Here is a 24,158-nt window from a genome sequence, read left to right on the forward strand (position 1 = left end):
CTTCGGCCGGTGCGGCGAGGGTGCGTGCCGGGCGCCGTGGGTGCTGTGCGGGACTTTCACAACACCCCCTAGGTGGACGGGTCCGCCTCGCAGGCGGCCTCTGCTTCGGCGGCGCACTGATCGTTCGTCCCGGGTCCACCGTCGGCCGAGTCGTCACCCGTGTTGCCGCGCAGAACGTCGTTGGCGCCCTCGCCGAACAGGTCGTCGTCGCCTGCCTGGCCGCGCAGGTCGTCCGTGCCGTTGCCGCCGTGCAGTTCGTCGGCGCCGTCGCCGCCGAGGACGACGTCACTGCCGTCGAAGCCGAACACCTGGTCGTTGCCGGGGCCTGCGTCCACCGTGTCGGAGTTGGTGACGAACGTGACGTCCGCCCCCATGATGTCGTTTCCGGAGCCCAGGCACACCAGGTCGTTGCCACCCGCGTCGGCGTAGGTGTCGTTGCCGCCGAGCAGGGCGACCACGTCGTTGCCCGGGGTGCCCGTCTCGAAGTCGTCGCCTTCCGTGCCGACGACATTCGCGACCTGGCCCATGCAGGTCGCTCCCGCCTGGGTCCTCGGCTCCTGAGCGGCCAGAGCGGGTGTCGTGGCGGGGACGAGGGTGAAGGCTGCCACCGCCAGCGCGGCGGCAAGCGAGCTACGTATCCGCATGCGTTGTCCTCTCGGATCTGCCCCGGGCCATCCGGTGCCGGGGCGATGGCTGGTACTGCCCCTGCTTCGACCGCACGAGGCGGAACGGATTGCCCTCACTTGCTGACATGAGCGAGAAGAAGGCCATCGCGGTCGCCGTTGGCCACGCGTGCGCAGGGTGGCGGCGCCGCCCGGGCGATCCTGGCCGATCCGGACTCGGGATTCACCGTGCGCCCGTGAACGGCTGCGCATCCTCGGCTCCTGGGCCGCCGACCAGCACGTGCCGTCCTCCTCGCCTGTCAACTGGCGGGGGAGAGCCGCCTCCGCGGCACGGTGTGGTGGATCGGGCCCGTGCCCTGGGACAGGGGGCAGGCCCGAGCCTCCGCTGATGTGGGCGATGATCTCCGCGGTGATGGACACCGCCGTCTCCTCGGGTGTGCGCGCACCGAGGTCCAGGCCGATCGGGGAGCACAGCCGGGCCAACCCGCGCCGGCATGCAGACCTCGAAGACCATCGTCGCGGTGAACAAGGACGAGGAGGCTCCGATCTTCGATCTGGTCGACTTCGGTGTCGTGGGCGACCTTCGCACGGTGCTCCCCGCCGTGACCGAGGAGGTCAAGCGAGGGTGAGCTGAGTCGAGGGACATTTCCGGTGACGGAGTGACGGACATTTCCAGCGGATTGCCGACCGGCGTCGACCGGCAGTGTGAGGTCGGTGGGAAATCAGGTGCCGCCAGGCGCTAGCGTGGTGGGTGCCGACCGATGCGTCCGGGCTGGTCGGTGCTGGTTGTTGGGGCATCGCGGGGGGTACACGTGCAGGTCAGAGCGGTTTCATGAGAGTGCTGCACACTTCCGACTGGCATCTCGGCCGGGCGTTTCACCGGGTGAACATGCTCGGTGCCCAGGCCGAGTTCATCGGTCATCTTGTCGCGACCGTGCGCGAGCACGCGGTGGACGCGGTGGTCGTGTCGGGTGATGTGTACGACAGGGCGGTGCCGCCTCTCGCCGCCGTCGAGCTCTTCGACGACGCCCTGCACCGGCTGGCCGACCTCGGCGTGCCCACGATGATGATCTCCGGGAACCACGACTCGGCGCGCCGGCTCGGCGTCGGCGCCGGCCTCATCGACCGGGCCGGCATCCATCTGCGCACCGACGCCGCGGCCTGCGGCACCCCTGTCGTGCTCACCGACGCCCACGGTGACGTGGCCTTCTACGGACTGCCGTATCTGGAGCCGGCGCTGGTGAAGGACGAGCTCGGAGTCGACAAGGCGGGCCATGAGGCGGTGCTCACCGCCGCCATGGAGCGGGTCCGCGCCGACCTGGCCCTGCGCGCGCCGGGCACCCGTTCCGTCGTCCTCGCCCATGCCTTCGTCACCGGCGGCGAGAGCAGTGACAGCGAGCGGGACATCACCGTCGGCGGAGTCGACTCCGTGCCCGCCGGTGTCTTCGACGGCGTCGACTACGCCGCGCTCGGGCATCTGCACGGCAGCCAGACCATCACCGAGCGCGTGCGCTACTCGGGCTCCCCGTTGGCGTACTCCTTCTCGGAGGTCGACCACCGCAAGTCCATGTGGCTCGTGGACCTCGGCCCGGACGGCTCGCTGAGCGCCGAGCGGGTCGACTGCCCCGTGCCGAGAGCGCTGGCCCGCATCAGGGGACGGCTGGAGGACCTGCTCGCCGACCCCGCGCTGGAGCGGCACGAGGACGCCTGGGTCGAGGCGACCCTCACGGACCCGGTGCGCCCCGCCGAGCCCATGGCCAGGCTCGCCGAGCGCTTCCCGCACGCCATCAGCCTCGTCTTCGACCCGGACCGCGCCCCCGACGACCCGGACCTCTCCTACGCCCGGCGCCTGGAGGGCCGCAACGACCAGCAGATTGCCGAGGACTTCGTGACCCATGTGCGCGGCGCGGGCCCCGACGCCCACGAACAAGCGGTGCTGCGCGACGCGTTCGACGCCGTCCGGGCCGACGAGGCCGCCCGGGAGGTCAGCCGATGAGGCTGCACCGGCTGGACATCAACGCCTTCGGCCCCTTCGGCGGGGCACAGACCGTCGACTTCGACGAACTGTCGGCGGCAGGCCTCTTCCTGCTGCACGGCCCGACCGGCGCGGGCAAGACGTCCGTCCTGGACGCGGTCTGCTTCGCGCTGTACGGGGCCGTGCCCGGTGCCCGTCAGAGCGGTCAGGGCCTGACCCTGCGCAGCGACCACGCGACCCCCGCGACGCGCACCGAGGTCCGCCTCGAACTCACCGTCGCCGGACGCCGGTTGGAGGTCACCCGGCAGCCGCCCTGGGAACGCCCCAAGAAGCGCGGCACCGGCACGACGACCGACAAGGCGCAGAGCCTGCTGCGCGAGTACGACGCCCCGGCGGGCGCCTGGAAGGACCTCAGCCGCTCCCATCAGGAGATCGGCGAGGAGATCACCCAACTGCTCGGCATGAGCCGCGAGCAGTTCTGCCAGGTCGTGCTGCTGCCCCAGGGCGACTTCGCCCGCTTCCTGCGGGCCGACGCCGAGGCCCGCGGCAAGCTGCTCGGGCGGCTCTTCGACACCCACCGCTTCGCCGAGGTCGAAAAGCGCCTCGCCGAGCGGCGGCGCGCGGCCGAGACCGAGGTGCGCGACGGGGACACGGCGCTGCTCGCCGACGCTCACCGCATGCAGCAGGCCGCAGGGGACACGGCCGAGGCACCGCTGCCCGACCTCGCGCCCGGCGACCCCGGCGTCGCCGAGACCGTGCTGTCCTGGGCCGCCGTCGCCCGCAGCACGGCCCGCGAGCGGCTCACCGTCGCCCACTGCGTCCGTACGGCCGCCGCAGCCGCGCACACCGAGGCCGACCGCGACCTCGACGAAGTCCGCGAACTGGCCCGACTGCAGCGCCGGTTCACCGAGACGCGGGAGCGCGCCGCACGCCTGGAGGAGCGGGCCGACGCCCACCGGGAGGCGCAGCAGCGGATGGAGCGTGCCCGTAAGGCCGAGGCGGTGGCTCCCGCACTCGACCTGCGCGAAACCGCCGAGGCCGAGCACCGGAGCGCGGCCGCCGAGGAGGTACGCGCGCGTGCCGCGCTGTCCCCGGAGTTCGGCGACGCGGGCGCACCCGGGCTCGCCGCGGCGGCCCGCAGGGCGGCCGAGGAGCTGGGCGGCCTGGAGTCGGCGCGCCGCGCCGAGCGCCGCCTCACCGAACTCACCACCGAGCGGGCCTCCCTGGACCGTCAGGAGCGAGCCGACGAGGAGGCGCTCCAGGACGCCGAGGGCTGGCTCGCCGCATGGGAGGAGACTCGCGCCGGCCTGCGGACACACATCGAGTCCGCGCAGGAGGCCGCGGCCCGCGCCGAGCAGCTCGCCGTCCAACGCGACCCCGCCGGAGCGCGCCTCGCGGCGGCCCGACTGCGCGACCAGCTCGCAAGCGACACGGAGGACGCCCACGCGCGCGTGCTAGCGGCACGCGAACGCGCCACGGACGCCCGCGCCCACTGGCTGGACCTGAAGGAACAGCGCCTCAAGGGCATCGCCGCCGAACTCGCCGCTTCTCTCACCGACGGCGAGGCCTGCACCGTCTGCGGCGCCACCGAACATCCCGCGCCCGCACGGAAGGTCGACGGGCACATCGATCGGGAGGCGGAGGAGCAGGCACTCGCCGCCTACCAGCGCGCCGACGAGGAGCGCGCCGAGCACGAGCAGCGGCTCGGCCTCGTCCGCGAGGCGCTGGCCGCCGCCACCGCGGAGGCCGCTGACGCCTCGACGGAACAACTCGCCGCGCACGTCGAGGAGTTGGAGCGTGAGCACGCCCGAGCGCGCACTGCCGCGTCCGGGCTGCACGCCGCTCGTGAGCGCCTAGCCCATGCCGAGCTCGAACAGGAGCGACGCGTGGCCGCCCGGCAGCAGGCGGCCCTGCGCACCGCCGCCCGGGTCTCCCGTCGCGAAGCGATCGACGGGGAACGAGCCTCCCTGGAGCAGGTGTTGACGCAGGCCCGCGGCGCCGCCGACAGCGTGGCCGCGCGCGCCGCGCAGCTGGAGCGGGAGGCCGCACGGCTCACCGACGCCGCGGACGCCGTCCGGACCGCCGAAGTGACCGCCGAGCGTCTCAAGGACGCCGACGCCCGGCTTGCCGACGCGGCCTTCCGCGCCGGGTTCGACACACCGGCGGCCGCGTCGGCCGCGCTCCTCGACGACGCGGCGCACCGTGATCTCCAACGACGCCTGGACGTCTGGCAGTCGGAGGAGGCAGCGGTGCACGCGGTGCTCGCCGAGGCCGACACGGCAGCCGCCGCCCAGCAGCCACTGGCCGATCTGACGGAGGCCGAGCGGACGGCCGAGGCCGCGGCCCGACGGCTGCAGGACACCGCCTCCCGACAGGACGCGGCCGCCCGCCGCTGCACCGACCTCGACCGGCTTTCCGCGCAGGCGGCCGCCTCGGTACGACGGCTGGGCCCGCTGCGCGAGGAGTACGACCGCGTGGCCCGGCTGGCCGCCCTCGCCGCGGGCACCTCCGCGGACAACGAGCGCAGGATGCGCCTGGAGTCCTACGTACTCGCCGCCCGCCTGGAGCAGGTCGCCGCCGCCGCGACCGTACGGCTGCAGCGCATGTCGTCCGGGCGCTACACCCTCGTCCACTCCGCCGACCGTGCCGGCCGCGGGCGCAGCGGCCTCGGGCTTCATGTCGTCGACGCCTGGACCGGCCGTGAGCGCGACACCGCGACGCTGTCCGGCGGCGAGACCTTCTTCGCCTCCCTCGCGTTGGCCCTCGGCCTCGCGGACGTGGTCACCGACGAGGCCGGCGGTGTGCGGCTCGACACGCTCTTCATCGACGAGGGCTTCGGCAGCCTCGACGACCAGACCCTCGACGAGGTCCTCGACGTGCTCGACTCGCTGCGCGAGCGCGACCGCAGCGTCGGCATCGTCAGCCATGTCGCCGATCTGCGGCGCCGCATCCACGCACAGCTGGAGATCGTCAAGGAGCGAACGGGGTCGGTCGTACGGCAGCGGGGCGTGCGCTGACGCGGCCGGAAGGGTCTGCGTCAGTGGCCCAGCGGGCGGCGGGGGAGCGGCGAGGAGTAGACGACGCTCGTGGTCACCGACCCCAGCGCGCCGAGCTTGCCCGACACCTCCTCCAGGTGGCTCATCGAGCGTGCCGCGACCTTGATGACGAAGCAGTCGTCGCCCGTCACGTGATGCGCCTCCAGGACCTCGGGCGTCACGGCGACGAGATCGTGGAAGGGCTTGTAGTTGCCGGTCGGATAGCGCAGCCGGACGAAGGCGAGGATCGGCAGGCCGAGCCGCTCCGGGTCCACGACGGCGGCGTACCCCTGGATGACACCTGCCTCCTCCAGGCGGCGCACCCGCTCGGTGACCGCGCTCGGGGACATCGAGACGGCACGGGCCAGCTCGGCGAAACTGGCCCTGCCCTCGCGCTGGAGGACATCGAGGATGCGCCAGTCGGTGGCGTCCGGGGAATACGCGGTCATGTCCGAGAGATAACAGGGAAATCCCCGGCCGATCAAGAGTGATCCCGTGGATCGCCACTTCTTGAAGTGGATCACCGGACGTAGATTTCTGGTCAGGAAGTTCCGAACGTCCGGTGCGGCACAACGCACCGGGAGCGGCGGGACCGGGAGGGAAGGCCACCATGACCACGAGCACCGCGAGCAGCACCTCGACCGCCGTCACCGGCGCGAGCAGCACGTCGAGCACCGTCTCCGGCGCGAGCGGTACGACGACCGCCGTGAACCCCGTGCTGCGCGTCGCCCCGGCGTCCCCGGCCGCGGCCGCCGCCTACTTCGCCGCGAGCCTCGCCTTCCACGCCGACGTGTCCGACGTCGCCGGCGCCCTTGCGGCCGGCGGCGACCCGGGCTTCGTCGTCCTCGACTCCCGCTCCACGGCGTCCTGGGACCAGGGACATGTGCCGGGCGCGGTCCACCTGCCCACCGCGCTCATCCCCGAGCAGGCCGAGCAACTCCTCGACAAGTCGGTGCCGGTCGTCACGTACTGCTGGGGCCCCGGCTGCAACGGCGGCACCCGCGCGGCTCTCGCCCTGGCCGAACTCGGCTTCCAGGTCAAGGAGATGCTCGGCGGCTTCGAGTACTGGGTGCGTGAGGGCTTCGAGTTCGAGACCTGGGAGGGCCGCGAGCGGCGCGACGCCGACCCGCTGACCGCGCCGGTGGACGCCGAGGACTGCGGCTGCTGAACCGGTCGGCCGGACCCGGACGTCGAAGGTCCTTGCGGCGTGTAGCTTCGGCCCATGGCGAGATACGCGGACGCGGGTACGGTCAAGTGGGTGGAGTCGGGCGGCGGACCGCTCATAGCGGTCCCGGAGGTCGTGCTGCCGTTCTGGGCCGGGGCGGACGGCGACGACCTGTCCTCCGACTACGACCGGGCCTGCGAGGTCGACGGCTCCATCGGTCTCGTGCCCGTCGGGGACAGCAGGGCCCTGGTCCTCGGCGACGATCCGGCCTCGACGTCGTTCCTGCCGGAGCACTCCACCTTCGTACGGTGGTGTGCGGCCGCGTCGGAGGCGGACGTGCTGTCCGGAGTCCCGGCCGCGCTCGCCTCGGCGGCATGGCAGCCGGAGGTGCGGTGGAGTGTGCCGGGCGCCGTGGTCCTGTTCGACGCGGCACGCCCGGGACACGCCTCGACCCGCACGGACCATCTGAGGGTTCCGCTGGCCGCGGGCGCGTACGCGGTGCGTGCGGCCTACGTCGAGCCCCGCCCGGAGACCTGGCTCGGGCTCGTACAGCTGCGACGGCTCACGGACTGACCGGGCTCGGCTCGGCCGGGAAGCTCGGGCGAGCCCACCCTGTCGGAAATGGACGTGCGGAGCCCCGCGCCACCCGGGCATCATGACCGACCATGCCCCAACTCCCGCCCCCTGCCCCCGAAGAGCTCCGCCGCGACCCGCTTCCGCTGCGCGGGCGTACCGCCCTGGTCACCGGCGCCAGCAGGCGCAGCGGCATCGGCTTCGCCGTGGCCCGACGCCTCGCCGCGTACGGCGCGAGCGTGTATCTGCACCACCATGTGCCGCACGACGTCGCCATGCCCTGGGGCGCCGACAGCCCGACGGCCGTGGCCGCAGAAGTGCGCGAGGTGCTGGGCGACCCCGAGGCCAGGGTCGTCGACGGGCCGGGCGACCTCACCGACCCGGCGGTCCCGGCCCGGCTGGTCGAAACCGCCGCGGAGGCGCTCGGCGGGCGGCTCGACATCCTCGTCGCCAACCACGCGCTCAGCGGATCCGACGGCACCCTCGACACGATCGACGCCACCATGCTCGACGCACACTGGGCGGTCGACGCACGCTCGGTGCTCCTCCTCGTCCAGGCCCACGCCCGGCTGCGCGCCGCACTGCCGCCGGATACCCCGGGAGGCCGTGTCGTGATGATGACCTCCGGTCAGGACATCGCGGGAGGCATGCCCGGCGAGATCGCGTACGCGCTGCAGAAGGGCGCCCTCGCCTCGATCACCCGGTCACTGGCGACCACGCTCGCCGAGCGGGGCATCACCGTGAACACCGTCAACCCCGGTCCGGTGGACACGGGCTACCTGACCGGCGACGACCACGCGGCCGTCGCCGCGATGTTCCCCGCCGGCCGCTGGGGGATGCCGGACGACCCCGCCCGTCTGATCGCCTGGCTCGCCACGGACGAGGCGGGATGGGTCACCGGGCAGGTCATCGACTCGGAGGGCGGTTTCCGTCGCTGACGTCCGAAGCCGCGGTGCGGGCGCCGGCGAGCGCTTCGAGGAGTCGTCCGGCGTCCGCGCCCCGCGGCAGCCCGCTCACCTGCCCGTCACCGACCTCCACCACCCGCCACAGCCCGTCCTCGCGCAGCGCCAGATCGGTCGTCACGAAACGGCAGTCGAGCGCGGCGACCGCCGTACGCACGGCGTCGAGGACCGGCGCGGGACGGTCGTGAGGGGTGTCGGGGTGTGCGGTGACGAGGACGGCCTCACCGTCCACCCACCACACCCGAGCCTCACCACCCCGTACGAAGGGTTCGAACGCCCTCACCACCAGGCCACCGGCGAGCGAGTCCTCCTGGAGGGCGAAGAAACGCCGCACGACGGCTGACAGCCGGGCGGGATCGGAGACGTCGGGTACGTAGCACGCCTCCTCCCACTCGTGCTTGCGGGACTTGACGTAGTCCTTGACGATTGCGGCCACCGAGCCGAGCGGTGCCGCGAGTTCGGCCAGCTGCGCAGGTGCCGGCGGCTCACCGGGTGCCGCCGACAGCCAGACACTGGACGGCGTGAGCGCCTCGAACACCCCGTACCAGCCCGGCAGTTCATGCGCCCTGCGGTACCGTGCGGCCGAAGTCCGCAGCACGCAGCCCCGATTCCGCAGGGCCGCCTCCAACTCCCCGTACTTCAGTGCCGGGATCATCCAGCCCCGGTACCAGTAGGCGCCCGAGTCCCGCGGCACCCGACGTACCGCCTCCTCGGCATTTCCGGCGAGCAGAGCGTCGTGATCGAGCAGGGCGAGCCCGGCACCCACCGCTCGTACGGCCGCGGCGTCCTCGGTGAAGGCCGGGTCGGGGCGGACGGGCCGCAGGGGATCGGCGCAGAGGAGAAATCGGGTGATCATGAGGTGGTCTCCGTGGTGGGATGCCCGAATGAGCCATGGAACGCCCGCACCCGACCACGCCACGACGACCGCGGTCAGCCCGCCGCTCGACGACAGCGAACTCAACGACCTGTTCGCCGCCGCCTGGCCGGGGCACCGGACCACGTCATTCGGCCCGGTGCTGGCGCGCAGCCTGGTGTGGATCGCGGCCCGTGACGCCGCCGGCAGACTCGTCGGATACGTCAACGTCGTCGGTGACGGCGGCCTGCACGCCTTCGTGCTGGACACGACGGTCCATCCCGACGAGCGGCGGCGGGGCCTGGGCCGGCGCCTGGTGCGAGCGGCGGCCGAGGAGGCGCGCGCTCGCGGCGCGCAATGGCTGCACGTCGACTACGAAGCCGAGTGGGAGCCGTTCTACGCGAGCTGCGGATTCCGGGACACGGCGGCCGGGCTCATGGAACTGACCTGAGCCCAGCCGCCGTACGCCGCACAAGCCGTACGACCGGCCGGTACGCGCTGTACCGTCAGAGCCGGGACAGCTCGTCCACCAGGTCGTCGAGACCCAGCGACCCCTGGGACAGGGCGGCCATGTGCCATGCCTTCGCGTCGAAGGCGTCGCCGTGGCGCTGTCGCGCGTTCTCGCGGCCCAGCAGCCAGGCCCGCTCGCCGAGTTTGTAGCCGATGGCCTGGCCGGGCATCGAGAGGTAGCGGGTCAGCTCGCTCTCCACGAAGTCCGCCGGGCGGCTGCTGTGGGAGCCGAAGAACTCCTGGGCCAGCTCGGGGGTCCAGCGCTCACCCGGGTGGAAGGGCGAGTCGGCCGGGATCTCCAGCTCCAGGTGCATGCCGATGTCGACGATCACACGGGCCGCGCGCATCATCTGTGCGTCGAGGTAGCCAAGGCGCTGCTCGGCGTCCGTGAGGAAGCCCAGCTCGTCCATCAGCCGCTCCGCGTAGAGCGCCCAGCCCTCGCAGTTGGCGCTGACGCGGCCGACGGTGGCCTGGTAGCGGGAGAGGTCCTCGACGACGTGCACCCACTGCGCGAGTTGCAGGTGATGGCCGGGAACGCCCTCGTGGTACCAGGTCGAGACCAGGTCGTACACGGGGAAGCGGGTCTCGCCCATGGTGGGCAGCCACGTACAGCCGGGGCGCGCGAAGTCCTCCGACGGCGGGGTGTAGTACGGGGCGGCCGCGCTGCCGGGCGGTGCGATGCGGGACTCCACCCGCCGTACCCGCTCGGCGAGTTCGAAGTGCGTGCCGTCGAGCTTTTCGATCGCCTGGTCCATCAGGCCCTGCAGCCATGCGCGGACCTCGTCGACGCCCTCGATGTGCGTGCCGTGCTCGTCGAGGTGCGCGAGCGCGACCCACGGCGTCGCGGCGCCCGGCAGCACCTTCTCGGCCTCGGCCTTCATCTCGGCGAGGAGACGGTGGTACTCGGCCCAGCCGTACGCGTACGCCTCGTCCAGGTCGAGGTCCGTACCGTTGAAGTAGCGCGACCAGCGCGCGTACCGCTCGCGGCCCACCGTGTCCGGCGAGCCCTCGATGGCGGGTGCGTACACGTCGCGCATCCAGTCGCGCAGCTCCACGACGGCACGTGTCGCCGCGCGGCTTGCCTCGTCGAGTTCGGCGCGCTGCTCCTCGGGACCCGCCGAGGCGAAGTCCTCGAACCAGCCGCGCCCCTTGCCCTCCGGGTCCGACCACTCGGTGAGCTGCCCGATGAACGTCGCGGTCGCCCGCGGGCCTCCGGGGAGCTTGCGCTCCAGGCCGAGGGCGAGGGACGCGCGGTAGCCCTCCAGCGCTGCCGGCACCGCGCGCAGCCGCTCGGCGATCGCGGCCCAGTCCTCGTCCGTGTTCGCCGGCGTCACAGTGAAGATCGAGCGCACCGAGTGGGCGACCGAGTGCAGGTTGCTGACCGCCCGGAGGCCCTCGTCCGCCTCGTGGACGGCGAGTTCGGCCGTGAGCCGCTCGCGCAGCAGCCGCGCGCACCGGCGCTCGATGTCGCTGTCCGCGCCCGGTTGCCGTTCGGCCTCGTCGAGCCGCGTGAGGGTCACCCGCGCCAGCTCCGAGAGAGCCTCCTGGCCCGCCGGCGAGGTGTCGGGCAACCTGCTCGAACTCTCCTTCACGCCGAGGTACGTGCCGGTGATCGGATCGAGGGCGATGAGTTCGTCGACATAAGTGTCGGCGACCTCGCGGGGCAGCGGGCTCTTCGTCTCTGACATGCGGCCATCCTCATACGAGGACGGGGGCCGCGTCAGCAGGATTCAGCTGAGGGCATGGCCGCGTGCGGGTCCGGCCGCGTGGATGCGGGGCTCTCGCGATGCGGTGCCGAGGACGGCACGTACGGTGCGCGGTGCGCCTCGCGCGCGGGCGGCAGCAGCGGGCCGCAGTCCCACTGCTGGAAGATCAACCGTGTCTCGACCCGGGCCACTTCGCGCTGCGAGGTGAACTCGTCGAGGACCAGCCGCTGCAGATCCGCCATGTCCGCGACCGCGACATGGACGAGGTAGTCGTCGGGACCGGTGATGTGGAAGACGGTGCGTGACTCGGGCAGCGCCCTGATCCGCTCGACGAACGGCCCGACGAGCTCGCGCCGATGCGGTCTGACCTGCACGGACAGCAGGGCCTCCAGGCCCCGGCCCAGCTTCGCCGGGTCGAGCCGCAGCTGATGGCCGAGAATCACCCCGGCGCGACGCAGCCGGGTCACCCGGTCCAGGCAGGTCGAGGCGGCGACGCCGACCTGCGCGGCGAGATCGCGGTACGTCGTCCGCGCGTCGTTCTGCAGCAGCCGTAGAAGATGAAGATCCACCGGATCGAGTACGACGGATTCGGCCATGGCCCGAACGTAACACGGCACCCGGCGCTCGAACCCCGGCCGGTGTTCAGGCTTCTGCCCATGAACTCCGGCAGCTATGACGCATACGGCGCATATGGCGCACAGGGTGATGTGAACAGAACCGGCCAGAACGGCCAGAACGGTCGGCGGGACCAGAGCGGTCGGGGCGCGTTCCCCGTCCGGGCCCTCGCCACCGAGGCGGTGCACGCGGGCCGCGAGGACCTGGCGGGGCAGGGCCTGCACGCGGCGCCGATCGACCTGTCGACGACCTACCCGTCCTACGACAGCCGAGGCGAGGCCGCGCGGATCGACGCGTTCGCGGCCGAGGGTGCCGAACCCGAGGGCCCGCCCGTCTACGGCCGCCTCGGCAACCCGACAGTGGCCCGCTTCGAGACGGCGTTGGCACGGCTCGAAGGCACCGAGAGCGCGGTCGCCTTCGCGAGCGGCATGGCCGCACTGAGCGCCGTGCTGCTCGTACGCAACGCGATGGGCCTGCGCCATGTCGTCGCCGTACGCCCCCTGTACGGCTGCAGCGACCATCTCCTCACGGCAGGGCTGCTGGGCTCGGAGGTGACCTGGGTCGACCCGGCCGGCATCGCGGACGCGCTGCGCCCCGACACGGGCCTGGTGATGGTGGAGTCCCCGGCCAACCCGACGCTTGCCGAACTCGACCTGCGGGCTGTCGCACACGCCTGCGGTTCCGTGCCGCTCCTCGCGGACAACACGTTCGCCACGCCGGTGCTGCAGCGCCCGGCCGAGCAGGGCGCCCGGCTGGTGCTGCACAGCGCCACCAAGTACCTGGGCGGACATGGTGACGTGATGGCGGGAGTGGTCGCCTGCGACGAGGAGTTCGCCCGGCAGCTGCGCCAAGTCCGGTTCGCGACCGGGGGAGTTCTCCATCCGCTGGCCGGATACCTGTTGCTGCGGGGCCTGTCGACGCTGCCGGTCCGGGTGCGCGCCGCCTCCGCGAACGCGGCGGAACTGGCCGGCCGGCTGGCCGCCGACCCGCGCGTCGCCCGCGTCCACTATCCGCGCATCGGCGGCGGCATGCTCGCCTTCGAGGTCGTCGGCGACCCCCACGAGGTCATCGCCGGGGTCCGCCTGATCACCCCGGCCGTCAGCCTCGGCAGCGTCGACAGCCTGATCCAGCATCCGGCGTCCATCAGCCACCGCATCGTCGACGCCCGGGACCGTCGCGACGCGGGAGTCAGCGACCAATTGCTGCGCCTGTCCGTGGGCTTGGAGGACGTCGAGGATCTCTGGGCGGACCTGGACACCGCGTTGGGCGGGCCGGGTGCCGTCCTTGGGGCCGAGTTCGAGGATCTCAGCACCTCCGGCCTCTGAGGGCGAGGCCGCCGAGACGGATGGCCGGGGTCCGGGGTGGTGGTCCCCGGACCCCGGCGCGCCGTCTGCCTACTCCCGTCCGCCCTGCTCTCCGCACGGCGCTTCGCAGGACAGGTGCGAGGCGGCGGAGACGCTGTCCAGCCGGGCCGTGATGACCAGGGTGCCCTCCTCGATCTGGTAGTCGAGGGGAAGGTCCAGGCCGCGCATCGCGGCGACCATCCCGGTGTTGGACGCCTGCGTGACGGCGTACACGTTCTCGCAGTGCGCCTCGACGGCCATCTCCACGAGACGGCCGAGCAGTTCGCCGCCGATGCCGCGCCGCTGCCAGTCGTCCTCGACGAGCAGCGCGATCTCGGTCTCGTCGCCGTCCCAGAGAAGGTGGCCGAGCCCCACGATGCGCCCCGAGGCCGTCTGCACGGCGAGAGTGCGCCCGAAGCGCGGGCTGAGCAGGTGGTTGAGGTAGCGGGCCGCGTCGCCGACCGGGCCGTGGTACCGCATGCTCAGCGTGCGCGGCGAGCACCGCTCGTGCATCGCCTTCGCGGCCTCCACGTCCGACACGTCGGCCCGCCGTACGGTGATCGCGTTGCCCTCGGGCAGGGTCAGCACGTCCTGCCCGCGCGGGATGCGCGGGCCGAGCCGTGCGTCCAGTTCGACCAGGGCCCGCGCCCGCGCGAACTCCGTGGGTGTGAACGGCAGATACGGCCGTTCCACCGTGATCACCCCGCCTTCCGGCGCCCGCAGCCGCATCACCGTGTCCTCAAGTGCGCCCTCGACGGGGGCGCTCTCCTGGCTCCGGCCGGACGTGGGCGAGGTGGCGGGCAGCGAGCGGATGGTGCAACGGCCGAGCAACTGCCGCAGGGCAAGGGGCAGTTCCGCGGCGTCGAGAGCCGTACGGGTGGCCAGGCCCAGGACGCGCGTCGGGGCGTCCACCAGATCGTGGGCGTCGGCGCGCTCGATCCAGGTTCCCGTGCCGCCCGCTCGCGCGACGGCGTGGGTGAGGTCGGATGCGGCTAGGCCGGCGGGCGCGCGGAGCAGGAACTCGTCCACGGTGCCCTCCGCCAGAGGGTGCGTCTGCAGGCTGAGGATGTCGACCTGCCGCTGCGCCAGCGCGGTGCAGAGCGAGGCCAGCGACCCCGGCTCGTCCTTCACCGTCGTCCGCATGCGCCACAGCACGGTCGCCGCGGCCTCCGGCGATCCCGCGGATTCCTCGGCCGGCCCGGCCTCCCGCGCTGCTGCCGCGGTCGGCCGGGTACCGGTATCGGTCTCCGGCGGTGCGTGACCGTGGCGCCGTGCCCACCATGTGTGGAACCCGGCCGTGGCGACCAGGACCGCGGCCGAGATCCCGAGCAGAACGGGTCCGTCGGGACCATGGCCGATCAGGTTGGCGACGGCGTCCGCGACCGCGACCGCCGTGAACAGGGCGGCGAGCTCGATCACGTCCCGTCGCCAGTGGTGGACGGGGCGACCGTGCTTCGCACGCGTCACATCAGAGATGTCTGGAGTCATGCAGCCACTGTGGAGGAACGGTGTTGCGTGATCACGAACGGTTTGTGACTGATCGGTAAAGTGTCGTTCCGCCCTTTTTGTTCATTCCTGTACGAGAGCGCGCAGCGAGGCCGGTACGAGAACTACTGCCCGACCCGCCCCGGCTGCAGCACCTGTGTGAACAACACCGTGCCGTCCTGCTCACGCAGCCGGACCGTCAGTTCCCCGCTGTCGCCGTCGATGTCGACCTCACCGAAGAACTGGTAGCCGCCGGCGGGCGAGACGTTGGACGCGGTCGGCGCCTTCACGAACACCCGCTCGGGTCCGAACGTGGCGTCCAGCGCGCTCGCCGGGAAGGCACCCGCGTTGAGCGGGCCGGACACGAACTCCCAGAACGGCTCGAAGTCCGTGAAGGCGGCCCGCGACGGCTGGTAGTGCTGCGCCGAGGTGTGGTGCACGTCGGCCGTCAGCCAGACGGTGCCCGTGATCTTCCGGTGCTTGACGAACCGCAGCAGCTCCGCGATCTGCAGCTCACGCCCGAGGGGCGCGCCCGGGTCGCCCTGCGCGACGGCCTCGATGTTCGGCTTGCCCTCGGTGGTGTCCGGTACGACCAGGCCGAGCGGCATGTCGGCGGCGATCACCTTCCACACGGCACGCGACGCCGCCAGCTCGCGCTTGAGCCACGCCAACTGCTCGGCGCCGAGGATGCCCTGCGGGTCGGTGGTCTGCGTGTCAGGGGAGTTCGCGTTGCGGTACGTCCGCATGTCGAGGACGAACACGTCGAGGAGCGGTCCGTGACGCATGACGCGGTGCACCCGGCCCTCGTCGGCACCCGGCCGCAGCGTGGAGATCGGGAAGTACTCGCTGAACGCGCGGCGCGCACGGGCGGCCAGCACGTCGACGCTCTTCTCGGTGTAGCGGGTGTCCGTGGCCGCGATCACCTCGCCCGGGTACCAGTTGTTGCGCACCTCGTGGTCGTCCCACTGGACGAGGGAGGGCACCTGCGCGTTGAACCGCTTCAGGTTCTCGTCCAGCAGGTTGTAGCGGAAGTTGCCGCGGAACTCGGCGAGGCTCTCGGCGACCTTGGACTTCTCCTCGGTCGTGATGTTCCGCCAGGTGCTCCCGTCGGGCAGCGCCGCGGTCGCCGAGATGGGTCCGTCGGCGTAGATGTTGTCACCGCTGCACAGGAAGAAGTCCGGGTCGAGCCTGGCCATCGCGTCGTAGATCCGGTAGCCGCCGAGGTCGGGGTTGATGCCCCAGCCCTGCCCCGCCAGGTCGCCCGACCACAGGAAGCGCACGCCGTCGCGCCGCCCGAGCGGTGTCGTACGGAAGGTGCCCGGGACCGGTTCGCCGGTGCGGCGCGGGTCGTCCGGGTCGGCGAGCAGCACCCGGTAGTGGATCTGCTCGCCGGCCGGCAGTCCGTGCAGTCGCGTCGTGCCGGTGAAGTCGGTGTCCGCGCCCAGCAGCGGGCCGTGCCATCTGCGCGGGTTGCGGAACGACTCGGTCGCGGACGTCTCGACGATCATCCGGGCCGGCCGGTCGGAGCGGACCCACACCAGGCCGGAGTGGGCGGTCACATCGCCCGCCTGGACGCCCCACCCCGCCTTCGGCCGCCCGGACAGGGCGAGCGCCGGGGCCGCCCCGAGCGCTGCGGGCACGGTCAGTGCCGCGGACGCGGCGAGGGAGCCGCGCAGCACGCTGCGGCGACCGGGGAAGGAGTGGGACGGACGGTGCGACATGAATGCGCCTCCGGGGACGGATTCGGCCAGTGTGCAGAGCCACAACTACTGGTGCGTCGCAGCGCACACGGAAACCACAAGTGAACAACTGACCGCGCGGACAAGGGAGCCTGCGGGCGTTCACGGCGTGTCCCGGGCGGGGCAAGTCGGCCACGAGGGGCGGCGCGGGTGTGCGGCCCGCGCGGGCGGGGTCTCTCAGGACCGCACGGCGTCCGCCATCAGCCGTATCCCTTCGCGGATCCGGGCCGGGGACCGGTGGGCGTAGCCGAGCACCAGCCGTATGCGGGGGTCGGCTGATTCCTCGGCCCCGTCGCCGTACGCGTAGTCCGTCAGTGGTCGCACCGCCACCCCGGCCGCCGCGGTGAGCTTCAGGAATCGGTCCGGCGGTCCGTACCGTCCCGGCAGTGCGGCGATGGCGTGCAGGCCCGCGGCGATCCCGGAGACCTCCGTGCCCGGAAAGTGCTCCTCCAGGGCGGATACGAGGGCGTCGCGCCGCTCCCGGTAGGCACGCTGGCAGCGCCGCAGTTGGCGGTCGTAGTCACCCCGCTCCACGAAATGGGCCAGCAGAGCCTGGTCGATCGCGGGATGGCCGAGATCCATCGTGCGTTTGCGCTCGACGACCGCCCCGGCGAGCGACTCCGGGACGAGCAGCCAGCCGAGCCGCAGCCCCGGCGCGAGGGACTTGCTGACCGAACCCGTGTAGGCGACGTGTTCGGGGTCGAGGCCCTGCAGGGCGCCCACGGGGGCACGGTCGTAGCGGAAGTCCCCGTCGTAGTCGTCCTCGACGACCAGACCGTCCACCGAGCGTGCCCAGTCGAGGAGTTCCGCGCGGCGCCGTGCGGAGTAGGCGAGGCCGGTGGGGAACTGGTGGGCGGGTGTCGTCACCACCGACCGGACGCCCGACGCCTTCAGGGGACCGATGGCCAGGCCCTCCTCGTCCAGGGGCAGCGCCACGGTTTCGATACCGGCCGAGGCGTACAGCGCACCGTGCTGCGGGCTCCCCGGGTCCTCGACGCCGGCACGGCGCATCCCGCGTGCGTGCAGCACGAACCCCAGCAGCGTCGTCGCCTGCGCGACCCCGGACACCACGACGATCCGCTCGGGGTCCGCGACCACGCCCCGGCGGCGTGCGAGCAACTCCGCCAGGGCCGTACGCAGCTGGGGCAGCCCGCGTGGATCCGGGTAGCCCAGCGCGTGGTGCGGCAGTTCGGCCAGCACCGTGCGCTGGGCGGCGGCCCACGCGGCGCGCGGGAAGAGCGAGAGGTCCGGCGTGCCGGGTACGAAGTCCGCCCGGGTGCCTGCGGGGCGCGGGGCGAGATCGCGCGCGTGGGGGCGGGCGGCCCGGGCGGCGGCGCCGACCCACGTCCCGGCGCCCCGGCCGCTGCGCAGGTACCCCTCCGCCGTCAACTGCTCGTACGCCTCCGTGACCAGCCCCCGCGACACCCCGAGATCGGCGGCGAGTTCACGGCTGGACGGCAGCCGGGTGCCCGGCGTGAGCCGGCCGGAGCGGACCGCCGCCCGCAACGCCTCGCGCAACGTACGGCCACGCGCGCGTGCCGGGGCCGCGGCGGCCGGCAGCAGCAGCTCCCAGGCGGCGGCCCACGGTTCGGCGCCGGGCGGAGGGGCGGGCGTCGCCGGCGTGGCGTTGGGCGGCGTCGTTTCCTGCGTCCCGTCCGAACTGGTCCCCGAAGGTGTCATGGAAGTGGACCTTAAACCGGACCGCGGCCCTTCGTAGCGTCATGGTCATGAACGCCACCACCACCCGCGGGGCGCTGCTCGCCGCCCTCGCCTGCGTCCTCGTCGGAGGCTCCTTCACCGCCAACAGCGTGCTGGGCCACTACCCGTACGCGGGCGGCCAGTTCCTGCGCTACAGCCTGGCCTGTCTTCTGCTTCTGCCCCTGGTCGGCCGCGGAGGGGTGACACAGTTACGGCGACTCGCCCCGCGCCAGTGGGGACGGCTCGCACTGCTCTCGGCCGTCGGCATGGTCGGCTTCAACCTGGCCGTGCTCGCCGCGGAACGCACCGCGGAACCGGCGGTACCGGGCGTCTTCGTGGGCTGCGCCCCGGTGGTCGTGGCGGTGCTGGTGCCGCTGTTGGCGGGCAGGCGCCCCCAACATGCCGTCCTGTACGGGGCGTTGCTCGTCGCGGTGGGCGCCTTCACCGTCCAGGGGTGGGGCCGCGCCGACGGCCGGGGTATCGCCTTCTCCGCGTGCGCCCTGGCCGGCGAGGTCGGTTTCGCGGTGCTGGCCGTGCCCGTGCTGCGGCCGCTCGGCCCCCGGCTGCTGTCGGCCACCGTCTGCGGGATCGCCGCGGTCGAGTCGGCGGCGGCCGGGGTGCTCGCCGACGGCGGTGCCTGGCTGCGGACGCCGGACGCCGACGAGGCCGCCGCACTGCTGTGGCAGGCGGCGGTCGTCACGGTCATCGGCTTCGTCTGCTGGTACATGGGCATGCAGCGCATCGGCGCCGAACGCGCCACACTCTTCTCCGGTCTCATCCCCGTCGCGGCCGCCTGCACCGCGCCCCTGGTCGGCACGGGCACGTACGGAGCCGCGCAGGCCGTGGGCAGCGCGCTCGTCGCCACGGGGGTCGCCCTCGGCTCCGGCGCCCTCGCCCGGCGTCGCTCAGCGGCTGCCGTCGAGGATGACGCGGGCGACGAGCGCCGGGTCGTCGTTCATCGGGACGTGCCCGCAGCCGGGCAGCCGCACCAGACGGGCCTGGGGAATGATCTGCTTCGCGCGGATTCCCTGGCGGCGCAGCAGCAGCCGGTCGCGGGTGCCCCAGGCCACGGTGACCGGAACCCCGGGGATGTCGTCCGTGAACCGGACCGCCGTGCCCGCCCGCAGGGTCTCGGTGAATCCCTCGGCGTGGGCCAGCGCCAGGGTCTCGGCGACGACGGCCTCGGGTGAACGGCGGCCCGGCCGGGCGTAGATGCTGCTCGTCAGCACCGCGCGCCCGGCCGCCGTACGCGACAGCCTCTCCACCAGCGGGAGGGGCAGGCCCTGCGCGGCCCGCCGCATGGCGAGCAGCACCCCGAAGGCGTACCGGCGCTCGGCCTGCGACCAGAACCCCGCGGGCGACAACGCCGTGACCGACCGTACGAGCTTCTCGCGGCCCAGCTCAAGGGCCAGCAGTCCGCCCAGGGAGTTGCCCGCCACGTGCGGCCGCTCGATCCCGAGCTTCTCGCAGAGCGCGCCCAGAGCGAGGTTCATCGTCGACAGGTCGTGCGCGAGCCCGTCGGGCAGTGCCGGGGACGCGCCGAAACCCGGCAGGTCCACGGCTATCACGTCGCGCTCCGCCGCGAGGATGTGGACCACCGGGTCCCAGGCCTGCCGGTGGTGACCGATGCCGTGCAGCAGGAGCAGCGGCTCGCCGGTGCCCACGCGCGCGTAGGACAGGGTCACGCTCCGCGGGCCGTGCGGAGAGGTGAGGCTGAGGGAGACCGTGTCGGACATGGGGCTGCTCCTCGTCGGGGACACGCTGACGGGCAGGCTGCCGAACGGACTTCTGGACGGCAGCCTCATAGACAGTTTGTCAGCAACTGCTACCGACGGGTAGCCCCGAAACGTGAGAACCCCGGGGGAGCACGGCGGCCCCTTGCCGTTCCCGTCCTCAACGAGCCCTGCGCACCTCCAGGTTGAAGTCGCCGTGACCGAGGTTCTGGAACAGGCTCAGCCACAGCGGCAGCATCATCTCCACACTGCGTGCCGCCCGGATGCCGCCCAGGTCGAGCACCCGGTGCGGAGGCCAGCCGAACTCGCCGAGAAGCGCGGTCACCTGGTTCTTGGCATCCTGGTCCTCGCCGCAGACGAAGACCTGGTGCTCGCCCGGCACGCGCGCGGGATCCACCATCACCTGGTTGTTGACGGTGTTGAGCGTCTTCACCACGCGCGCGTGCGGGAAGGCCCGCTGGATCTGCTCGCCCATGCTGTCCGACTCGACCGGCGACAGACGCAGTTGGCCGTCCTCGAACTCCATGGGGTTGGAGACGTCGACGACCACCTTGCCGTCCAGGTTCTCCGCGCCCGCGGCCTCCAGCGCGGGAAGCGCCACCCGTCCGCCCACCGCGTTGACGACCACCTCACCGAAGGCGGCCGCCTCCGCGAACGTTCCGTGACCCGCCCGGGGCCCGGCGCCCGCGGCCCACTCCAGAGCCGCGGCGTTGTCCTTCGTGCGCGAACCCAGCGACACCTCGTGACCCAGTTCGACCAGTTTGCCGCCAAGGGTGCGGCCCACTTCGCCCGTGCCCAGAACCGCGTAGCGCATTGTCGTCCTCCACAGCAGAAGCCTTCGAAGCCGCCGGCCACCGGCGACCGCGGTCATTCTGCTCCGGGAAGCGCCGATTCCGGCTGGACACGGCGGAACGTGTCGGATGGGATGGATGGGTGACGACCGACCTCACGACCGATGTATTCGAAGAGCACCGACCCGTCCTGATGGGCGTCGCCTACCGCATGCTCGGCCGGGTGGCCGACGCGGAGGACGTGGTGCAGGAAGCCTGGCTGCGCTGGTCCGGAGCCGATCGCGACGAGGTCCGCGAACCGCGCGGCTACCTGGTGCGCATCACCACCCGGCTCGCCATCGACCGGCTGCGCCATGTCCAGTCCCGCAAGGAGGCCTATGTGGGCCCCTGGCTGCCCGAGCCGTACGCCACCGACTACGCGGACACCGTCCCCGACACCGCCGAGCGGGCCGTCCTCGCCGACTCCGTCTCGCTCGCCGTCCTCGTCGTACTGGAGTCCCTGTCTCCGCTGGAGCGCGCGGTGTTCGTGCTCCGGGAGGCGTTCGGGTACCCGTTCTCGGAGATCGCCGCCACGCTCGACCGCAGCGAGTCGGCGGTGCGCCAACTCGCGGGGCGGGCGCGCAAGCACGTCGATGAAGGGCGGCCGCGCTACGAGGTCGACCCGGTCGAACGCCGCGATCTGACCGAACGATTCCTCGCCGCGGCGGGCGGCGGCGACCTGGAGGGGCTCATGTCCCTGCTGGCCCCGGACGTTCGTCTCGTCGGCGACAGCGGCGGGCTGTCCAAGGCGCCGCTGCGCGTCATCGAGTCCGCCGACAAGGTGGGGCGCTTCATCCACGGCGCGGCCCGCAAGGGCGACGTCCCGGACGTGTCGTTCCGCCTCCAGGAGGTCAACGGCGGTACGGCGCTGGTCATCCTGTCCGGCGACAAGCCCGACAGCGTGTTCCAACTGGACGTCGTGGACGGCCGGATCCAGTGCATCTACGTCATCCGCAACCCGGAGAAACTGACGTCACTCCCCGTCGACTGACGCTCCCGCTCCGCAGGCGAAGCCCCCGTTCTCGTGAACGGGGGCTTCGTCGTCGTGTCCTGCGGATCGCGGGGCGCGAACGTCGTGTGAACGCTGTGCCTCGATGGCCCTGCGCATTCCACAAGCGATCGAGGATTGGTCTTGACCAAGGGTGGGGGCGGCTTTATGGTCGCAGGGATAGTGCAGGAACCTTTAATAAACAAGGGCGCTTAAACGCCGCCGGGCCACGGCGATTGCGGAGGACAGGGTGGGGACCCAGCAGCTGGAATCGGTGCCGGAGCCTAAGTACTGGCACCTGAAGACCGTGCTCAGTGAGGCATTGGACTCCGAGTTCTCCGTGGGCGAGATCCTGCCCAACGAACGCGACCTCGCGGCCCGCTTCGGCGTCGCCAGGGCCACGCTCCGCCAGGCCCTGGAACAGCTCGAACTGGAAGGCCGCCTCCAGCGCAGGCGCGGAGTGGGCACCACGGTCGCCCCGCCGCGCATGGGCGTGGACGTCGGCTCCCAGCAGCACATGTGGCCGGGCTCGGCGGGCGACGCCTGGCAGCCCGCGGACTGCACGACGGCGACGCCACCCACAGCTGTGGCCGACGTCCTGGAGACCGTCCACGGCGAACAGGTGCACGTGGTGCGACGCTCCCGGGTCACCCACGGCCAGCCTGTCGCCGCGGAACTGCTCTACGTCCCGGCGTCCTCGGTGCCCGATCTGACCGCCATCGACGCGCCCTCGGGTGTGGCACGCGCGCGTACCGTGCTGCGCGAGCTGCAGCGCCTGGAGCTGGAGGGCCAGGACCGGGCCGTGGAACTCGGCTCGGCCCGCGCCGACGATGCCAAGGAACTGGACCGCCTCCCCGGAGCGCCCGTCCTCGTCGTCACCACCCGCTTCTTCGCCGAGGGACGCACCGCCGCGGTCTCCGTGGCGACCTACCGTGCCGACACCTGCCGCCTGACCTTCGGCGACTCGGGCGGCGTGGAGATCCACCACGACGCGGAGCGCCGGGCTTCCTGAGCCGCACGCTTTTGCACGCCTCGCTCGATGAGTCGGGCGGGGCGTGCCTGTGTGCGGCTGATTGTTCGGTGTGCCGGGCTCTGAGCCGTGCGCCTTCTGCACGCCTCGCTCGATCCGTCGCGCGGGGCGTGCCTGTGTCCAGGCGTGCTCAGCGGCGCGCCGTCACCGTGCCGTCCACCGCGAACAGCTGCTCCTCGACATGGTCGAGGGCCAGCCGCAGTGCACCCGTCGCCACGGCCGCCTCGCCCAGCAGGGAGAGGGTCACCTTCGGGGGACGCAGGCAGTAGCGCGCGAGCTCGCGGCGCAGCGGCTCCAGTACGCCGTCCAGGCCGGCCGCCCAGCCGCCGATCACGACCAGTTCCGGGTCGAGGGCGAGCACCAGGGCCGCCACGTCGTGCACCAGCCGCTGGATGAAGCGCTCCACTGCCGCCTGTGCCCGCTGGTCGCCGTTGCGGGCGAGCGCGAACACCTCGGCGACCGCCTGCTCGTCGAGCGGGTGCAACGGCTCGTCGGTCGTGGACAGCAACGTCTCCGGCGTCACGTCGCGGCCCAGCAGATGGAGGGCGCCGATCTCACCGGCCGCGCCTCCGTAGCCGCGGTGCAGCCGCCCGCCGATCAGCGCACCGGCGCCGGGGCTCAGGCCCGCCAGGACGAACACGACGTCGTCGGACTCGGTGGCCGACCCTTTCCAGTGCTCGGCGACCGCCGCCGCGTTGGCGTCGTTCTCGACCAGCACCGGGCACTTGAAGGAGCGGCTGAGCCGTTCGCCGAGCCGCAGACCCGTCCACTCCGGCAACGCGGTGCCCAGCCGCACGGTGCCGTCCGCCTCGACGATGCCGGGGCTGCCCACTCCGACCGCGCGCAGGGAGCCGCGGGCGATGCCCGCCCGGCGCAGCAGCTCGGCGACCGCCGTACGCAGCCGCTCCAGCCGCTCATCCGCCGACGCGGTCTCGTCGACGTCCTTGGCGATGGCTCCCAGCACCTTGCCGTCCAGGTCGGCGAGGAGCGCGGCGACACGGTGCGGGCCGATCTCCAGGCCCAGCAGATGGCCCGCCTCGGCGCGGAAACGGAAGCGGCGGGCCGGACGGCCCTGGCGCCGGGCGGCGCCCTCCTCGGCCGCCTTCTCGACGACGAGTCCGTTCTCGATCAGCCCTTCGATGACACCCTCGACCGTGGGCCGGGACAGCCCGGTCACCCGGGTGATCTCGGTGAGCGTCGCGCAGTCCGTGGCACGCAGGGCGTGCAGCACCACCGCGGAATTGATCCTTCGCAGCAGAGAAGGGTCCCCGCCGGTCAACTGCCCCAACGTCCGT

At 72.6% G+C, this 24,158-nt stretch carries 20 protein-coding genes and 2 pseudogenes; 11 read left to right on the top strand and 11 right to left on the bottom strand.

The genetic code is table 11. The features are described 5' to 3' along the window. Positions 1–68: 68 nt before the first annotated feature. Positions 69–644, bottom strand: a complete 576-nt coding sequence (locus ACN6LB_RS03150; RefSeq protein ID WP_445024562.1) for a calcium-binding protein — start codon at positions 642–644, stop codon at positions 69–71. A 464-nt stretch (positions 645–1,108) separates the two neighbouring features. Here ACN6LB_RS03150 and ACN6LB_RS03155 point away from each other — a divergent pair. The 3 genes and pseudogenes from ACN6LB_RS03155 to ACN6LB_RS03165 all read left to right on the top strand — a co-directional run. Further along, a pseudogene (locus tag ACN6LB_RS03155) lies at positions 1,109–1,252 on the top strand (electron transfer flavoprotein subunit alpha/FixB family protein); the annotation flags it as partial. A gap of 203 nt (positions 1,253–1,455) precedes the next feature. Beyond that, complete coding sequence (locus ACN6LB_RS03160; protein WP_445024447.1) at positions 1,456–2,619, top strand: exonuclease SbcCD subunit D; 1,164 nt, start codon at positions 1,456–1,458, stop codon at positions 2,617–2,619. After that, positions 2,616–5,615, top strand: a complete 3,000-nt coding sequence (locus tag ACN6LB_RS03165; RefSeq protein WP_445024448.1) for an AAA family ATPase — start codon at positions 2,616–2,618, stop codon at positions 5,613–5,615. The genes ACN6LB_RS03160 and ACN6LB_RS03165 overlap by 4 nt, the downstream gene beginning before the upstream one ends. A gap of 20 nt (positions 5,616–5,635) precedes the next feature. Here ACN6LB_RS03165 and ACN6LB_RS03170 read toward each other — a convergent pair whose 3' ends face one another. Next, complete coding sequence (locus ACN6LB_RS03170; protein ID WP_356141438.1) at positions 5,636–6,082, bottom strand: Lrp/AsnC family transcriptional regulator; 447 nt, start codon at positions 6,080–6,082, stop codon at positions 5,636–5,638. 161 nt (positions 6,083–6,243) lie between these two features. On the opposite strand from ACN6LB_RS03170, the gene ACN6LB_RS03175 reads away from it, so the two are divergent. From ACN6LB_RS03175 to ACN6LB_RS03185, 3 genes are all read left to right on the top strand, one after another. Continuing rightward, positions 6,244–6,801, top strand: coding sequence for a rhodanese-like domain-containing protein (locus tag ACN6LB_RS03175; protein ID WP_356141436.1), 558 nt, complete (start codon positions 6,244–6,246; stop codon positions 6,799–6,801). Positions 6,802–6,855: 54 nt separating this feature from the next. After that, positions 6,856–7,371 carry an Imm21 family immunity protein gene (locus ACN6LB_RS03180; RefSeq protein ID WP_445024449.1) on the top strand — a complete coding sequence of 172 codons (516 nt, stop codon included), beginning with the start codon at positions 6,856–6,858 and terminating at the stop codon, positions 7,369–7,371. A 92-nt stretch (positions 7,372–7,463) separates the two neighbouring features. Continuing rightward, the gene (locus ACN6LB_RS03185) at positions 7,464–8,309 is read left to right on the top strand and encodes an SDR family oxidoreductase (RefSeq protein ID WP_445024450.1); all 846 of its coding nucleotides are present in this window, start codon (positions 7,464–7,466) and stop codon (positions 8,307–8,309) included. Here ACN6LB_RS03185 and ACN6LB_RS03190 read toward each other — a convergent pair. Further along, positions 8,278–9,189, bottom strand: a complete 912-nt coding sequence (locus ACN6LB_RS03190) for an ATP-grasp domain-containing protein (protein ID WP_445024451.1) — start codon at positions 9,187–9,189, stop codon at positions 8,278–8,280. The two genes, ACN6LB_RS03185 and ACN6LB_RS03190, sit on opposite strands and share 32 nt — an antisense overlap. Positions 9,190–9,217: 28 nt before the next feature. Here ACN6LB_RS03190 and ACN6LB_RS03195 point away from each other — a divergent pair, with 28 nt between their 5' ends. Next, positions 9,218–9,637, top strand: coding sequence for a GNAT family N-acetyltransferase (locus ACN6LB_RS03195; protein ID WP_445024452.1), 420 nt, complete (start codon positions 9,218–9,220; stop codon positions 9,635–9,637). Between the two features lie 55 nt (positions 9,638–9,692). Here the strand turns inward: ACN6LB_RS03195 and ACN6LB_RS03200 are convergent, their stop codons facing one another. Further along, the gene (locus tag ACN6LB_RS03200; RefSeq protein WP_445024453.1) at positions 9,693–11,384 is read right to left on the bottom strand and encodes a DUF885 domain-containing protein; all 1,692 of its coding nucleotides are present in this window, start codon (positions 11,382–11,384) and stop codon (positions 9,693–9,695) included. A 32-nt stretch (positions 11,385–11,416) separates the two neighbouring features. After that, on the bottom strand, positions 11,417–11,998 hold the full coding sequence (locus tag ACN6LB_RS03205) for an Lrp/AsnC family transcriptional regulator (protein WP_356141424.1): 582 nt from the start codon (positions 11,996–11,998) through the stop codon (positions 11,417–11,419). Between the two features lie 60 nt (positions 11,999–12,058). On the opposite strand from ACN6LB_RS03205, the gene ACN6LB_RS03210 reads away from it, so the two are divergent. Then, positions 12,059–13,342 carry a trans-sulfuration enzyme family protein gene (locus tag ACN6LB_RS03210; protein WP_445024454.1) on the top strand — a complete coding sequence of 428 codons (1,284 nt, stop codon included), beginning with the start codon at positions 12,059–12,061 and terminating at the stop codon, positions 13,340–13,342. A gap of 69 nt (positions 13,343–13,411) precedes the next feature. Here the strand turns inward: ACN6LB_RS03210 and ACN6LB_RS03215 are convergent, their stop codons facing one another. The 3 genes from ACN6LB_RS03215 to pdxR all read right to left on the bottom strand — a co-directional run bounded on the left by ACN6LB_RS03215 (position 13,412) and on the right by pdxR (position 18,264). After that, positions 13,412–14,848 carry a GNAT family N-acetyltransferase gene (locus tag ACN6LB_RS03215; RefSeq protein WP_445024455.1) on the bottom strand — a complete coding sequence of 479 codons (1,437 nt, stop codon included), beginning with the start codon at positions 14,846–14,848 and terminating at the stop codon, positions 13,412–13,414. A gap of 122 nt (positions 14,849–14,970) precedes the next feature. Beyond that, on the bottom strand, positions 14,971–16,566 hold the full coding sequence (locus tag ACN6LB_RS03220) for an alkaline phosphatase D family protein (protein WP_445024456.1): 1,596 nt from the start codon (positions 16,564–16,566) through the stop codon (positions 14,971–14,973). A gap of 195 nt (positions 16,567–16,761) precedes the next feature. Continuing rightward, positions 16,762–18,264, bottom strand: coding sequence for a MocR-like pyridoxine biosynthesis transcription factor PdxR (gene pdxR / locus ACN6LB_RS03225; protein WP_445024457.1), 1,503 nt, complete (start codon positions 18,262–18,264; stop codon positions 16,762–16,764). Between the two features lie 47 nt (positions 18,265–18,311). Between pdxR and ACN6LB_RS03230 the strand changes: the two are divergent. Further along, positions 18,312–19,100 (top strand): annotated as a pseudogene (locus ACN6LB_RS03230) (EamA family transporter); the annotation flags it as partial. 87 nt (positions 19,101–19,187) lie between these two features. Here the strand turns inward: ACN6LB_RS03230 and ACN6LB_RS03235 are convergent. Continuing rightward, on the bottom strand, positions 19,188–20,018 hold the full coding sequence (locus ACN6LB_RS03235) for an alpha/beta fold hydrolase (RefSeq protein WP_445024458.1): 831 nt from the start codon (positions 20,016–20,018) through the stop codon (positions 19,188–19,190). Between the two features lie 157 nt (positions 20,019–20,175). After that, positions 20,176–20,829, bottom strand: a complete 654-nt coding sequence (locus ACN6LB_RS03240; protein ID WP_445024459.1) for an NADPH-dependent F420 reductase — start codon at positions 20,827–20,829, stop codon at positions 20,176–20,178. Positions 20,830–20,948: 119 nt separating this feature from the next. On the opposite strand from ACN6LB_RS03240, the gene ACN6LB_RS03245 reads away from it, so the two are divergent. After that, positions 20,949–21,836 (top strand): RNA polymerase sigma-70 factor, encoded by an 888-nt coding sequence (locus tag ACN6LB_RS03245; RefSeq protein ID WP_445024460.1) that lies wholly within the window; start codon positions 20,949–20,951, stop codon positions 21,834–21,836. Between the two features lie 247 nt (positions 21,837–22,083). Further along, entirely contained in the window at positions 22,084–22,845 is a 762-nt protein-coding gene (locus ACN6LB_RS03250) for a GntR family transcriptional regulator (RefSeq protein ID WP_356137335.1), read from the top strand. Between the two features lie 148 nt (positions 22,846–22,993). On the opposite strand, the gene ACN6LB_RS03255 is transcribed toward ACN6LB_RS03250, so the two are convergent. Beyond that, complete coding sequence (locus ACN6LB_RS03255; RefSeq protein WP_356137333.1) at positions 22,994–24,151, bottom strand: ROK family transcriptional regulator; 1,158 nt, start codon at positions 24,149–24,151, stop codon at positions 22,994–22,996. Positions 24,152–24,158: the final 7 nt, after the last annotated feature.

The sequence above is a fragment of the Streptomyces sp. SAS_270 genome (assembly GCF_052543295.1).

Bases quoted from the DNA above. Each gene is read 5' to 3' on its own strand.
- ACN6LB_RS03150 (WP_445024562.1), bottom strand. From the start codon at position 644: ATGCGGATACGTAGCTCGCTTGCCGCCGCGCTGGCGGTGGCAGCCTTC.
- ACN6LB_RS03160 (WP_445024447.1), top strand. From the start codon at position 1,456: ATGAGAGTGCTGCACACTTCCGACTGGCATCTCGGCCGGGCGTTTCAC.
- ACN6LB_RS03165 (WP_445024448.1), top strand. From the start codon at position 2,616: ATGAGGCTGCACCGGCTGGACATCAACGCCTTCGGCCCCTTCGGCGGG.
- ACN6LB_RS03170 (WP_356141438.1), bottom strand. From the start codon at position 6,082: ATGACCGCGTATTCCCCGGACGCCACCGACTGGCGCATCCTCGATGTC.
- ACN6LB_RS03175 (WP_356141436.1), top strand. From the start codon at position 6,244: ATGACCACGAGCACCGCGAGCAGCACCTCGACCGCCGTCACCGGCGCG.
- ACN6LB_RS03180 (WP_445024449.1), top strand. From the start codon at position 6,856: ATGGCGAGATACGCGGACGCGGGTACGGTCAAGTGGGTGGAGTCGGGC.
- ACN6LB_RS03185 (WP_445024450.1), top strand. From the start codon at position 7,464: ATGCCCCAACTCCCGCCCCCTGCCCCCGAAGAGCTCCGCCGCGACCCG.
- ACN6LB_RS03190 (WP_445024451.1), bottom strand. From the start codon at position 9,189: ATGATCACCCGATTTCTCCTCTGCGCCGATCCCCTGCGGCCCGTCCGC.
- ACN6LB_RS03195 (WP_445024452.1), top strand. From the start codon at position 9,218: ATGAGCCATGGAACGCCCGCACCCGACCACGCCACGACGACCGCGGTC.
- ACN6LB_RS03200 (WP_445024453.1), bottom strand. From the start codon at position 11,384: ATGTCAGAGACGAAGAGCCCGCTGCCCCGCGAGGTCGCCGACACTTAT.
- ACN6LB_RS03205 (WP_356141424.1), bottom strand. From the start codon at position 11,998: ATGGCCGAATCCGTCGTACTCGATCCGGTGGATCTTCATCTTCTACGG.
- ACN6LB_RS03210 (WP_445024454.1), top strand. From the start codon at position 12,059: ATGAACTCCGGCAGCTATGACGCATACGGCGCATATGGCGCACAGGGT.
- ACN6LB_RS03215 (WP_445024455.1), bottom strand. From the start codon at position 14,848: ATGACTCCAGACATCTCTGATGTGACGCGTGCGAAGCACGGTCGCCCC.
- ACN6LB_RS03220 (WP_445024456.1), bottom strand. From the start codon at position 16,566: ATGTCGCACCGTCCGTCCCACTCCTTCCCCGGTCGCCGCAGCGTGCTG.
- pdxR (WP_445024457.1), bottom strand. From the start codon at position 18,264: ATGACACCTTCGGGGACCAGTTCGGACGGGACGCAGGAAACGACGCCG.
- ACN6LB_RS03235 (WP_445024458.1), bottom strand. From the start codon at position 20,018: ATGTCCGACACGGTCTCCCTCAGCCTCACCTCTCCGCACGGCCCGCGG.
- ACN6LB_RS03240 (WP_445024459.1), bottom strand. From the start codon at position 20,829: ATGCGCTACGCGGTTCTGGGCACGGGCGAAGTGGGCCGCACCCTTGGC.